Annotated in this window: 12 protein-coding genes and 1 tRNA gene; 11 read left to right on the forward strand and 2 right to left on the reverse strand. The window is 71.5% G+C overall.

The window, feature by feature from the left end; translation table 11 throughout:
• Positions 1-15 precede the first annotated feature (15 nt).
• From ACFQW8_RS04280 to ACFQW8_RS04320, 9 genes are read left to right on the forward strand one after another with little or no spacing between them, the layout of a single operon-like run.
• Positions 16-906 (forward strand): phosphatase PAP2 family protein, encoded by an 891-nt coding sequence (locus ACFQW8_RS04280; RefSeq protein WP_380085722.1) that lies wholly within the window; start codon positions 16-18, stop codon positions 904-906.
• A 28-nt stretch (positions 907-934) separates the two neighbouring features.
• Positions 935-1,984 carry a polyprenyl synthetase family protein gene (locus ACFQW8_RS04285; protein ID WP_380085723.1) on the forward strand — a complete coding sequence of 350 codons (1,050 nt, stop codon included), beginning with the start codon at positions 935-937 and terminating at the stop codon, positions 1,982-1,984.
• Positions 1,981-2,910 (forward strand): phytoene/squalene synthase family protein, encoded by a 930-nt coding sequence (locus ACFQW8_RS04290; protein WP_380085724.1) that lies wholly within the window; start codon positions 1,981-1,983, stop codon positions 2,908-2,910. Before ACFQW8_RS04285 ends, ACFQW8_RS04290 begins: the two co-directional genes overlap by 4 nt.
• Entirely contained in the window at positions 2,907-4,514 is a 1,608-nt protein-coding gene (gene crtI / locus ACFQW8_RS04295) for a phytoene desaturase family protein (RefSeq protein ID WP_380085725.1), read from the forward strand. The genes ACFQW8_RS04290 and crtI overlap by 4 nt, the downstream gene beginning before the upstream one ends.
• Positions 4,511-4,894 (forward strand): lycopene cyclase domain-containing protein, encoded by a 384-nt coding sequence (locus tag ACFQW8_RS04300; protein WP_380085726.1) that lies wholly within the window; start codon positions 4,511-4,513, stop codon positions 4,892-4,894. Before crtI ends, ACFQW8_RS04300 begins: the two co-directional genes overlap by 4 nt.
• A complete protein-coding gene (locus tag ACFQW8_RS04305; protein ID WP_380085727.1) occupies positions 4,891-5,229 on the forward strand; it encodes a lycopene cyclase domain-containing protein in 339 nt (112 codons plus the stop codon). The genes ACFQW8_RS04300 and ACFQW8_RS04305 overlap by 4 nt, the downstream gene beginning before the upstream one ends.
• Entirely contained in the window at positions 5,226-6,599 is a 1,374-nt protein-coding gene (locus ACFQW8_RS04310; protein ID WP_380085728.1) for a cytochrome P450, read from the forward strand. The genes ACFQW8_RS04305 and ACFQW8_RS04310 overlap by 4 nt, the downstream gene beginning before the upstream one ends.
• A complete protein-coding gene (locus ACFQW8_RS04315; protein WP_380085729.1) occupies positions 6,596-7,813 on the forward strand; it encodes a glycosyltransferase in 1,218 nt (405 codons plus the stop codon). Before ACFQW8_RS04310 ends, ACFQW8_RS04315 begins: the two co-directional genes overlap by 4 nt.
• Positions 7,813-8,328, forward strand: coding sequence for a glycosyl-4,4'-diaponeurosporenoate acyltransferase CrtO family protein (locus ACFQW8_RS04320; protein WP_380085730.1), 516 nt, complete (start codon positions 7,813-7,815; stop codon positions 8,326-8,328). The genes ACFQW8_RS04315 and ACFQW8_RS04320 overlap by 1 nt, the downstream gene beginning before the upstream one ends.
• 62 nt (positions 8,329-8,390) lie before the next feature.
• Here ACFQW8_RS04320 and ACFQW8_RS04325 read toward each other — a convergent pair.
• Positions 8,391-8,474 (reverse strand) — tRNA-Tyr (locus ACFQW8_RS04325).
• A 101-nt stretch (positions 8,475-8,575) separates the two neighbouring features.
• Here ACFQW8_RS04325 and ACFQW8_RS04330 point away from each other — a divergent pair.
• Complete coding sequence (locus ACFQW8_RS04330) at positions 8,576-9,070, forward strand: YajQ family cyclic di-GMP-binding protein (protein WP_380085731.1); 495 nt, start codon at positions 8,576-8,578, stop codon at positions 9,068-9,070.
• Positions 9,071-9,149: 79 nt separating this feature from the next.
• Here the strand turns inward: ACFQW8_RS04330 and ACFQW8_RS04335 are convergent, their stop codons facing one another.
• A complete protein-coding gene (locus tag ACFQW8_RS04335) occupies positions 9,150-11,606 on the reverse strand; it encodes a GH92 family glycosyl hydrolase (protein WP_380085732.1) in 2,457 nt (818 codons plus the stop codon).
• Between the two features lie 289 nt (positions 11,607-11,895).
• Between ACFQW8_RS04335 and ACFQW8_RS04340 the strand changes: the two genes are divergently transcribed.
• On the forward strand, positions 11,896-12,801 hold the full coding sequence (locus tag ACFQW8_RS04340) for an SGNH/GDSL hydrolase family protein (RefSeq protein ID WP_380085733.1): 906 nt from the start codon (positions 11,896-11,898) through the stop codon (positions 12,799-12,801).
• Positions 12,802-12,836: the final 35 nt, after the last annotated feature.

Consider the following 12,836-nt stretch of genomic DNA (forward strand, 5'->3'; position numbering starts at 1 on the left):
TCGCAGACTGGTGCCATGGATCCCACGGTCGACGACGTTCGCCCGACCACCGACGCCGCTTCCGACCGGGGGACGACCGCGTCCCAGCGCCCCGGCTGGGCGCAGCTGCTCATCGCCCTCTCCCCGCTGTCCCCCATCCTCGTGGCCTACGCCTTCGCCCAGTGGGCCAGTGCGCCACTCTCCCGGGGAACCCTCGACGAGGGCCAGGTCAACCGTCTCGGCGCCGGCCTCCAGATCATCTGGCCGGCCGCCGCGGACCGCAGGGTGTTCGGCGAGGTGCCCTCGGTCTGGTTGCAGGACCTGCTCCTGCGGCCAGAGCCGCAGTGGTACGACGTGCTGGCCTCGCTCGTCTACGTGACGCACTACGTGGCGTTGCCGGTGCTGACCGCCGGCGTCTGGTTCATGGCCCGCAGTCGGTTCGCCGCGTGGATCACCGCCGTGCTGGTCATGACGCTCGCGTCGATCGCCGTCTACGTGATCTTCCCGGCGAGCCCACCCTGGCTGGCGGCGGAGCTGCAGGTCATCGAGTCGGTCCAGCGCGCCTCCGCGGACGGATGGGCGGGCCTCGACCTCGAGCAGGTCGGCACGGCACTGGAGAGTCTCCAGGGCGACAGCAACCCCGTGGCCGCGATGCCCTCGCTGCACGCGGCCGTGCCGGCTCTCATGGCCCTCTTCCTCTGGCCGCGCGGGCAGTGGTGGGTGCGAGCCCTCTCAGGCGCGTATGCCGCCGTGATGGCGTGGACCCTCGTCTACACCGGGGAGCACTACGTCGTCGATGTCGTGGCCGGATGGTCCGGGGCTGCCGTCGCCGTCGTCGTCGCGAGAGGGCTGAGCCGCCGCCGCGAGGCACGTGACCGGGCGCCCACGCGAGCGGCGCCCACCAGCCCGTCGAGCCACCCGGTCTGACCCCAAGGTCCGCAAGGTACTTTCTGGTATGGCCCGCCGTCAGACCCCCGCGCTCGACGAAGCGCTCGACCGATGGGTCGATGCCGGTGGGCGCCGTGCGTGGCCCCTCGGCGTCGACTTCCACGAGATGTGGTCGGCCCTTGGTCGGTGCTCCTCCGGAGGCAAGCGCGTGCGTCCCGAGCTGCTTCTGACGGCCCACCGCTGCTACGGCGGCGGCGACCATGACGTCGTCGTCCGGGTGGCCGCGGCCCTCGAGCTGCTGCACACGGCGTTCGTCATCCACGACGACGTCATCGACCGCGACCTCGTCCGCCGGGGCAGCCACAACGTCTCGGGGACGTTCGTCGAGCGTGCCGCCGAGCGAGGGGCCTCCGCCGACGGCTGCCTCACCGCGGGGGTCGCCGCGGGCGTCCTCGCCGGTGACCTCGCGCTCGCCGGGGCCGTCCGCGGCATCGCCCTCTGCGGCGCGAACAGGCCGATGACGGAGCGGCTGCTCGACCTCCTCGACCACTCCATCGCCGTCACCGCGGCCGGCGAGCTCGACGACGTCCTCCTCAGCGTGTGCGAGTCGCACGACGTGGCGGTGGAGGACATCGTGACGATGCAGCAGCACAAGACCGCCGTCTACTCGTTCCAGCTGCCCCTGCAGGCGGGCGCCCTGCTGGCCGGAGCGCCGGAGGACGCCCAAGAGCCGCTGGGCGCCGTGGGCCGGCTGATGGGCATCGGCTTCCAGCTCGTCGACGACCTGCGCGGGGTCTTCGGTGAGGAGTCGACCACCGGCAAGAGCGCCCTCGGCGACCTGCGCGAGGGCAAGCTCACCACCCTCATCGTCCACGCCCGCAGCACGGTGGCCTGGCCGCACATCGCACCCCACGTCGGCGACCAGGAGCTCACCGAGAACACGGCTCGCGTCGTCCGGGACCTGCTCGAGGAGTCCGGGTCGAGGGAGTTCGTCGCCCGGCTGGCGCAGGACCACCTCGACCAGGGGCTGCGCACCGCCCGCGAGTCGGGGCTGCCCGCCGAGCTCGTGACCGAGCTGACCCTCCTCAGTGCCGAGATCCTGGAGAGCGTCGCGTGAGGCCCGGACGTCGCAAGAGGGACGACACGGCTCAGTGGGCGTCGGCAGAGCAGCAGCAGTACGACGCGGTCGCCCGAGAGGCCTCCGCCATGGTCATCCGGACCTACTCGTCCTCCTTCGGCCTGGCGTCGCGCCTGCTCAAGGAGCCTGTCCGGAGCCGGATCCGTGACGTCTACGCCTTCGTGCGACTCGCCGACGAGATCGTCGACGGCCCCATCGGTGTGTCCCAGCCCCATCGGGCTGCGGCAGCGCTGGACCGGCTCGAGGCCGAGACCGCGGAGGGGTTGGTCGACGGCTACAGCCCCAACCTCGTGGTGCACGCCTTCGTCGGCACCGCGCGCCGATGCCAGATCGGCGACGACCTCATCGCTCCCTTCCTTCGCTCGATGCGGGCCGACCTCACGGTCATGGAGCACGACGACGCGAGCTTCGTCGACTACGTCTACGGATCGGCCGAGGTGGTCGGACTCATGTGCCTGCGCGTCTTCATGCTCGACGACAGCGCCGGCACGAGCGCAACCGCGAGCCGCCCGACGCCGCAGGACCTGGCCGGACTCGAGACCGGTGCTCGCCGTCTGGGTGCGGCCTTCCAGAAGGTCAACTTCCTCAGGGACCTCGGCGAGGACTTCAACGAGCGCGGCCGGCGCTACTTCCCGGGAGTCGACCCGACTGCGCTGACCGAGGCCGACAAGCACCGCATCCTCGACGACATCGACGCCGACCTCGACGCCTCCAGGGAGTCGATGGCCGCCCTGCCGCGCAGCAGCCGCGTGGCGGTCACGGCCGCGCACTCCCTCTTCGACGAGCTGTCCCGCCGCCTGCGCGCAACCCCTGCGTCCGCGATCGTGCAGCAACGGGTGCGCGTCCCGACATCCGTGAAGAACCGGGTCGCCATGGTGTCCGTCGTCCGCGGTCTCGCGCCGTGAGCGCGCGTCGCACGGCTGTCGTCATCGGCGGAGGCGTGAGCGGCCTGGCGTGCGCCGCGCTGCTGGCGCGCGACGGCTTCGACGTCGAGCTGCACGACCAGGGCGAGGTCGTCGGTGGCCGGGCCGGCCGGTGGGCGCATGACGGCTTCACGTTCGACACGGGTCCCTCGTGGTGGCTCATGAACGAGGTCTTCGACCACTACTTCCGCCTCCTCGGGACCACCGTGGAGGCCGAGCTCGACCTCGTCCGGCTGGACCCGGCATACCGGGTCTTCTTCGAGGGCGACCCGACTCCCCTGGAGGTGCGCTCGGGACGGGAGGCCGTCGCGGCGACCTTCGAGGGCGTCCAGCCAGGGGCGGGCAAGGCCATCGCGCGCTACCTCGACTCGGCGCACTCGACCTACGAGCTCGCCGTCCAGCGCTTCCTCTACACGACCTTCGAGTCCTTCAGCCCGCTCGTCCGGCTCGACGTCATGGCCCGGCTGGGGCGGCTGGGTCGGCTGCTCACCCAGCCGCTGGAGTCCTTCGTCTCCGGGCACGTGCAGGACCAGCGGCTCCGCCAGGTGCTCGGCTACCCAGCCGTCTTCCTCGGCTCCTCGCCGCGACGGGCGCCCGCGCTCTACCACCTCATGAGCCACCTCGACCTCGTCGAGGGCGTGTTCTACCCGCAGGGCGGCTTCGCCCGCCTCGTCGACCGGCTCGCCGAGCTGGCCGAGCGCGAGGGAGTCCGCATCGTCACCGGGTCCACCGCCGTCTCGATCGACACCGAGGCCGGCCGGGGCCGGGGACGCACGCGCGCCACGGTCACCGGCGTCACCGTGCGGGGCGACGAGGGCGAGTCGTTCCGCCCGGCGGATCTCGTCGTGGCCGCCGCCGACCTCCACCACGTCGAGACCGAGCTCCTCCCGCCGGAGCTGCGCGAGCACTCGGACGGCTGGTGGGAGCGTCGCGACCCGGGGCCCGGCGCCGTGCTCGTCCTGCTCGGTGTCCGTGGCCTGCTGCCCGAGCTCGCCCACCACTCGCTCTTCTTCACCGCGGACTGGCAGGAGCACTTCGACGTCCTCCACGGCTCGGGTGACCCGATGCCCGACCCCGCATCGATCTATGTATGCCGTCCGTCCGCCACCGATCCCTCGGTCGCCCCCGAAGGGTGCGAGAACCTCTTCGTCCTCGTCCCGACACCGGCCGACCCAGGCATCGGTCGCGGCGGCGAGAGCGGTGGGGGCGATGCGTCCGTCGAGAGGATCGCCGACGCTGCCATCGCGCAGATCGCAGCCTGGGCCGGCGTGCCCGACCTCGCCGAGCGGGTCGTCGTCCGCCGCACCATCGGGCCGCAGGACTTCGCCGAGGACCTCAACGCCTGGTCCGGTGGCGCCCTCGGCCCGGCGCACACGCTGCAGCAGAGCGCCTTCCTGCGCGGGCGGGTGTCGTCCGGTCGCGTCGACGGCCTGCACTTCGCCGGGTCGAGCACCATCCCCGGCATCGGGCTGCCCATGTGCCTCATCAGCGCCGAGGTCATGCTCAAGTCCGTGCGGGGGGACAGCTCGACGACACCGCTTCCGGAGCCGTTGACCCACCGGGCGCCGGAGGCGTCGTCGGCATGACCCTCACCAGCTGGTCCTACGTCGCCATGCTCGGCTTCTGCCTCATCGGAACGATCCCGCTCGAGCTGGTCTTCGGCCTCGGCGTCCTTCGGCAGGTCCGCCGTCTCGCCCTCACCATCGGGCTCGCCGCCGGCCCGTTCCTCCTCTGGGACCTCTGGGCCACCCGGGCGGGGCACTGGAACTTCGATCCCGACCAGACGCTGCAGTGGCGGGTGGCCGGGATCCCGCTCGAGGAGGTCGGCTTCTTCGTGGTCATCCCGCTGGCGGCGATCCTCACCTACGAGGCGGTGCGGACGTTGAGGGGTCGGCTCACTCCTGCCTCTGAGGACTCCTCGCCCCAGGGCCGTCGGTCCGAGGCTCCCCAGCGGGAGTCCTCATGACCTACACCGCCCTGACGCTGGTCGCTCTCGTCGTCGTCGTCGTCCTCGACCGGTGGGTCCTGCGCACGCGGCTGACGTCGTCGAGCACCTGGTGGCTCTCCTACGCCATCGTCGTGGGCTTCCAGCTCCTCACCAACGGCTGGCTCACCGGCCGCGGCATCGTCCGCTACGACGGTGACGTCATCGTGGGCAGCGAGCGGATCACCGCCTTCGGGGAGGGGCGCCTCGTCTTCGCACCCGTCGAGGACCTGGGTTTCGGGTTCGCCCTCCTGCTGGCGACCTGCGCGGTGTGGGTCCGGCTCGGCCCGCGCGCCAGGGACGCGAAGGAGTCATGACCACCGCGACACCGAGCTCGCTCTCGGCGGGTCCCTTCCCCGGGCCCACCGCCCTCGACATGGCCAAGGCGTTCACCAAGGTGCGCGCGGACCCGCTGACCTTCCTCGGCGAGGTGCGCGACGAGTTCGGGGACGTCGCCGCCTTCCCCGTCCCGGGGGTGCCGGCCCTGCTGCTCTCCGACCCGGTCGACGTCCGGCACGTCCTGCAGACGTCCGCTCGGCAGTGGACCAAGGACACGGTCCAGTACGCCGCCCTGGGGCGCATCACCGGCAACGGCTTGCTGGCGAGCGCCGAGCCCTCGTGGATGCCGCACCGACGCGCGGCCGCACCTGCCTTCCACCGCCAGCGACTCGCCGTCGTGAGCGAGCAGGTGGTCGGCGCGACGGACGACGCGCTGCGTGCGTGGGACACCGGACCCCTCGGCGGCGCCCGGGAGGTCGAGGTCTCCCACCTCCTCGCCGGGCTCGCCCTCGACGTCGTGGGACGCACCCTCTTCGGGTCCGACCTCTCCCCCCATGCCGGCCGGTTGCTCGACGCCACGAGCGAGGCGGCCGTCCTCGTCGTCCGGGCGGGCCGGTCCATCGTGCCGATCCCGGCGCGGACCCCCACCCCGCTCAACCGTCGGATCCGGGCGGCACGCCGAGAGTTCGACGCCCTGTCCCACCTGCTCATCGCCGAACGGCGCCGGTCGACGGCGGGGCAGGCCACCTCGGGAGACGACCTGCTCGGCCTGCTCCTGGACGGCGGCCTGACCGACGACGAGATCCGCGACGAGCTGGTGACGATGGTCATCGCCGGGCACGAGACCGTCGCCGCGGGCCTCACGTGGACGCTCATGCTGCTCGCTGAGCACCCCGCGATCCAGGAGGAGGTCCACGAGGAGGCGGCCGGCCTCACCGGCCCGCCGCCCCTCATGGGCGCGGACGCGGCCGCCCCAGTGACGCGCGCGGTGGTCGACGAGGCCCTGCGGCTCTTCCCGCCCGCCTGGGCCATCTCACGACGCTCCTCCTTGCCCGACCTCATCGGTGGCCGCGAGGTGCCTGCCGGCACGCTCGCGATCATCAGCCCCTATGTGCTGCACCGGCACCCTCGCCTCTGGGACGACCCGCTCGCCTTCCGCCCGAGCCGGTTCCACGACGGCATCGAGCAACGCGGGGCCTATCTCCCGTTCGGGGCGGGACCGCGCCTGTGCATCGGCCGCGAGTTCGCCCTCGCCGAGATGGTCGTCGTCCTGACCCGACTGCTTGCGGGCCACCAATTCACGACGCCGCCCGGCTGGACCCGCCCCTTCGCCGAGGCGAGGGTGGCGCTGCACCCTCGAGGCGGCATGACCCTGCTCGTCGGTGGGCGTGGCCGGACCGCATCGTGAACGACACCTCCTCGTGGTCCGGAACCGTGTCGATCTGGGCCGTCCTGACGGCCCTGGTCCTCGTCGCGGCCATGGTGGCGCTCGCCCGTCACCAGCTGGCTCGGCTCCGGATCCTCGGAGGCGACCCGATCGTCGGCGAGCCGGGCCTTCCCGACACCAGCGCCGCACCGGAGCACGACCTCTCGGAGCTGTCCATCGTGGTGCCCGCCCGCAACGAGGCGGCGTCGATTCCCGCGCTGCTCGCGTCGCTGGCGCCCTCGAGCTCCTCGTTGGCAGACCTCCTCGTCGTCGACGACGGCTCCTCCGACGGCACGGCAGAGCTGGCCCGGGCCGGCGGGGCGAGGGTGCTCACCGCCCCTGTGCCTCCTGACGGCTGGACCGGGAAGTCGTGGGCCTGCCATCTCGGCGCCGGGGCAACGGCCGGGCGGCTGCTGCTCTTCCTCGACGCGGACACCGTGCTGGCCGAGGGGGCGCTGCCCGCCCTGCTCGAGCTGCACAGGCAGGACCGGGGTCTGCTGTCCGTCCAGCCCCACCACCGGCCCGTCCACGCCTACGAGCACCTGTCGAGCTACTTCAACCTCGTCTCCCTCATGGGCAGCGGGCTGTTCGCCCGGCGCCCCCCGACCACTCCCATGGCGTTCGGGCCGTGCCTGCTCACCACCCGGGACGACTACGCGGCCGCCGGTGGTCACGAAGGCATCCGCGCCGAGATCCTCGACGACGCGCAGCTCGCCGCCGCCTACGGCAGGACCGGCCTGCCCGTGTCGTGCGTCGTCGGGGGCGCAGCCGTGGCGATGCGGATGTATCCCGGTGGTCTGCGGCAGCTGCTCGAGGGCTGGACCAAGAACTTCGCCTCCGGCGCGACCCAGGCCGACCGCCGCTCGTCCGTGGCCGCCGCGCTCTGGGTCGCGTGCCACGCCGCGGTCGCCGGTGCCAGCGCCTCGGCCCTCGTCGATGCGCTGTCCGCCGCCACCGCTGCGTCATGGTGGCTCGTCGCCGTCTGGCTGGGCGCCTGGGCAGCCACCGCCGCGCACCTCAGGCACGAGCTGCGTCGCATCGGCTCCTTCCGCTGGTGGACGTGGGTGCTCTTCCCCCTGCCCCTGGCCGTCTTCGGTCTCGTCTTCGTCCGGTCCCTCGTCCTCACCCATGTGCTGGGCACGGTGCGCTGGCGCGGTCGCGACGTGACCCTGGGCCGACGCCTCCGGAGCCCGTGATGCTCGCGCAGCAGGTGCCGCTCCCGGTCATCGTCGTCATCGACGTCGTGGCGTGGGGTGCCTTCCACGCCACCACCGGATATCTCGCGCACCGGCTCGGGCCCCAGCGGCTCGCCCGCGACGGCTGGGTGCTGCGGGCGCGCGACTTCGAGGACGCGGGCTGGTATCGCCGCCGGCTGCGGATCCATCTCTGGAAGGACCGGCTCCCCGAGGCCGGCGACCTCTTCGCCGGCGGGGTGAGCAAGCGCGAGCTCGGCACTCTCGACGACGCCGGCCTCGAGGCGTTCGTCCGGGAGACCCGCCGCGCCGAGCTCGGTCACTGGTGGGCGATGGCGTGCAGTCCCTTCTTCATCCTCTGGAACCCACCGCTGGCCTCGGTGCTGCTCGTCGCCTACGGCGTCCTCGTCAACCTGCCCTTCATCCTCATCCAGCGCTACAACCGGCTGCGGATCGACGCGCTTCTCATCCGCCGTCGGCGGCGCCCGGCGGGCGGCCCGGACCCCACCACCTCCTGACGGGAAGGACATGACGAAGGCCCCTGACCGGCATACGCCGGGTTCAGGGGCCTTCGTGCACGTGGTGGCAGGTGAAGGATTCGAACCTTCGAAGCTTTCGCGATGGATTTACAGTCCACTCCCATTGGCCGCTCGGGCAACCTGCCGTGCGCGTGGAAGGATAGCAAGCCAACGACCCAACAACGAAACCGTGTCTGCGGACCGCGATGGACCACCCACGCGCGAGGCACCCGATCGAGGAGGAACCGTGGCCGACAGCTCCATGGACATCGTCAGCAACTTCGACAAGCAGGAGGTCGCCAACGCGGTCACCGCCGCGGCCAAGGAGGTGGCGAACCGCTACGACTTCAAGAACGTCGGCGCCTCGATCGAGCTCTCAGGTGAGTCCATCGCCATCCAGGCCAACTCGGAGGAGCGCGCGCTCGCCGTCCTCGACGTCCTGCAGACCTGGCTGGTCAAGCGCAAGGTGTCGCTCAAGCACCTCGACGTGCCCGAGGCCGGGCCGCGCCTGTCCGGCAAGGAGTACAAGCTCGACGTGGCGCTCAAGCAGGGCATCTCGCAGGAGAACGCCAAGAAGGTCAACAAGCTCATCCGCGACGAGGGGCCCAAGGGCGTGAAGTCCCAGATCCAGGGCGACGAGCTGCGCGTGTCGAGCAAGTCCCGCGACGACCTGCAGGCGGTGCAGCGGATGCTCACCGCTGCCGACCTCGACGTCGCGCTGCAGTTCACGAACTACCGCTGACGCAGACCGCAGGAACGGCGTATGCCGCCGTGCCCCCGGACGTGGGGCACGGCGGCATACGCCGTTCTCGGCCTTTCGATCAGGGCATCCCGTGGTCCACCGGCAGGTTCCCCGCCCCAGTGCCCCAGGAGCGGTTCGGCTGGTCTGCCAGGGCGAACCGGATCTCGCCCCCCTCGTTCAGCAAGGACGCGGGCACCCACGACCTGCTCCACGGTGAACCGTCCACGGTGGCCGACCGGACGTAGACGTTGGACGGCGAGGCATCCGGAGCAGTCACAGTGATGGTCGGGCCGCCCTCCCGTCGAATCGTCGCCTTGGTGAACATCGGGCTCGACAGCAGCATGTCGCCCCGGCTCGGTGTCTGTGGATACATCCCCAGCGCGCCCCAGATGTACCAGGCCGACATGGTGCCGAGGTCGTCGTTGCCGGGCAGCCCTCGTGGACCGGTGCCGTAGACGAGGTCCATGTAGGCCCGCACGGTCTGCTGGGTCTTCCACGGCTGCCCGAGCGCGTTGTAGAGCCACGGGGTGTGGATGCCGGGCTCGTTGGTGGGGTCGTAGTCCTCCGGACCGCCCGTCGTCCAGGAGCCGTCGGCTCGACGGAAGAACTCGTCGAGCCGCGCCACGGCCGTCGCAGGACCGCCCATCAGCTGGGCGAGTCGAGCCACGTCGTGCTGGACCATCCACGTGTAGGTCGCCGACGAGCCCTGTGCGAAGCCCACCTGCGTGCCGGGGGTGAACGGCTCCACCCAGGACCCGTCGGCCCGGCGGGCCTGCTGGTAGCCCGCGGTGGGGGTGGCGGCCGGGTTGAAGGTGTTCTCCCACCACCGGGCCCGCGCGGTGAAGGTCGCTGCCGTCTCGTCGCGGCCGAGGCGTCGCGCCCAGTCGGCCAGGCCGTAGTCGGCGGCGGCGTCCTCGAGCGTCTCGGCTGCCCCACCCCAGCAGTGGCAGGTGTCCTGGGGTGCGTAGTGCAGCCGGAGGTACTCCGCCAGGTTGGGCCGCATCCCATGGCACTGGCCGGGGCAGCCGTAGTCGGAGAGCCCGTTGGGGTGCGGCACGGTGGCCTGACGGACCAACGAGTCCAAGGCCGCCTCGACCTCGAACTTGTCCACACCCAGGGCGTGCATGCCTGCCAGGGTCGGGGCACTCGGGTCGCCGGTCATGACCCGCGTCGACCCGTTGACGTGGACCCACCGGTCCCAGACGCCTCCGTTGTGGCGCGACAGGTTGAGCAGCGACTGGGCGAAGTCGCCGGCCACGTCCGGCTCGAGCAGGGCGAGCAGCTGGGTCTGGGCGCGGTACTGGTCCCAGCCGGAGAAGTTCCCGTACTGCTCGTCCTGGCCCGGCGCCAGACGATGGGTCTTCTGGTCTCCGCCCGGGTAGGTGCCGGCCACGTCGCTGGTGATGTTGGGCTGGAGGTACGTGTGGTACATCGCGGTGTAGAAGGCGGTGCGCTTCTCGGGGGCCCCGCCGGTCACGTCGATGCTGCGCAGCTGCTTGTTCCAGGCACGGCGACCGTCGGCGGCCACCTTCTCGACGGTCGCCCGCTTGCCCAGCTCCTCTGCCAGGTTCTCCTCGGCGGCCTGGGCACTGGTGTAGGACAGGCCGATCCGCATGGTCACCGGGTCGCTGGTCGAGGTGTCGAAGCCGACGTACCCGCCCGACCCACGCCCCGCGCGCAGGACGCCGGTCTCGTAGCCCTCGCCGCCGCTGGCGCTCGTCGTGCCCGGACGGAGCTGGTCGTTCACCCAGGTCCCCGTGCGGACGAAGTCGCGATCGAACTGGGCGGTGAAGTGCAGCCGGTAGTACGAGAACTTGTTGCTGCCACCGCCGTTGCCCCGACGCCCGCAGAAGCCACCGGTCAGCACCGATCCCGACACGGTCCTGGCCGCCCGGTCGATGGAGATGTCCGCGTCCTCGCTGCCGTTGAGGGAGTTGGAGGTCCGGAAGAGCAGGTTTGCGGGGGCGCCCTTCGGGAACCCGATCGTCCCGATGCCCGCGCGCGTGGTGGCCGCGAAGTCGGTGGCCGCACCGTTGGCGAGTCGCAGCCGGTAGCGTCCCGGCTCGGCGACCTCGTCGGCATGGCTGAAGTCACTGGCGTAGACGGCGTCCTTGGTGTCAGCGGACGGAGAGGTGGTCATCGCGCCGACGTGCGGGAAGATCGGCACGTCCCCTGCTGCTCCGGGGTGGCACCCCGCCCCGTTGACGTGCGTCAGGGCGAAGCCGCGCAGTCGCGTGGTGTCGTACTGGTAGCCGTTGGCTGCGCCGGTGTCGGTCTGGTCGCCACGCGTGCTCGTCGGTGACCAAGAGAGCATCCCGAACGGCCGCACGGCGCCCGGATAGGTGTTGCCACCGTTCGCGGTCCCGATCAGCGGGTCGACGGAGGAGACCAGGTCACTCTGGTGCGGCTTCTGAGCGGCGCGCGCCTGGTCGTACCCAGCCTCCGGAGGTGCCGCCGCGGCCACCGGAAGCAGGCCGACGGCTGCGAGGAGCGCGGTGGCCAACAAGGCCTGGCGGGTGGAGCGTCGACCGGACATGGGTGTCCCTTCCCGAGAGAGATGTGCCGCCCCCCGCGACGGGCCGGAGCGGATCCTGCTGCCGAATCACACAACCCCTCGAGTCAAGACAGCCGCCGTGTCTGCCGAGTGAATGGGAGGCTACCTCCCGACCAACGGGCACTCAAGAAGCCGGCGCCCGGCACCACGCCTGCGGAAGGGGGTGTGGCCGCGACATGCAGTGGCATCTCTGGTGAACCGACGCGATGTTTGGCTACGCTCGAGTAACCCACGCTGCCGTGGGCACGCCGGATCGAACAACGGAGTTCAGATGCGCCGCCCAGCTCTGCGAGTCGCCGCCCTCACCAGCGCCGTCGCCGCCACCTTCGCCCTCGGACTCGCCGCGGTCACAACACCGGCCCAGGCCGCCCAGGCGGCCAAGGCGGCTGAGCCCACGCCCCGCGTGGCTGCCGGTCCCTACGTCGCCCTCGGTGACAGCTTCTCGGCCGGCTCCGGCGTCCTCCCCCTTAGCCCCACCGCCAACCCGTTGTGCGCGCAGTCTGCGGTGAACTACCCCCACCTCATCGCGCAGCGCACTGGGCGAGCGCTCAAGGACGTCACGTGCGGAGGCGCCGACACCAGCGACTTCTCCACGGCGCAGTACCCCGGCACGCCCCCACAGCTCGACGCCCTCACCTCGCAGGCGCGGCTGGTCACCATCGGCATCGGGGGCAACGACTCGAGCCTCTTCTCGAGCCTGATCCAGAACTGCACCACCGCCGGCCTCACGACGCTCGGCCAGGGCAGCCCGTGCAAGGACAAGTACGGCTCCACCTATGCGACGACGATCCAGACCAGGACCTACCCCGCAGTGAAGAAGGCCATCGCCGACGCGAGGGCCAGGGCGCCGCGGGCCACCATCGTCGTGCCGGGCTACCCGCAGGTGCTCCCACCGACCACGGGCTGCTACCTGACGATGCCGATCGCCACGGGCGACGTGCCCTATGTCAACGGTATCGAGCAGACCCTCAACGCAGCAGTCAAGCGGGCTGCCCTCGAGAACGGGGCGACCTTCGTCGACATGTGGGCTCCGTCGGCCGGACGCGACGCCTGCCAGCTCCCGTGGGTGCGCTGGGTCGAGCCGGCCGTCGGCTCCCTCAACTTCGTCCCGATCCACCCGAACGCCGCCGGCGAGCGGGCCTACGCCGACCAGATCATGGCTCGCGTCAGCCTTTGACCCGCCGAGACCTCACCTTGTGTGCCTGAGAGCAG

The sequence above is a fragment of the Knoellia altitudinis genome, assembly GCF_042666355.1.
GTDB lineage: Bacteria > Actinomycetota > Actinomycetes > Actinomycetales > Dermatophilaceae > Knoellia > Knoellia altitudinis.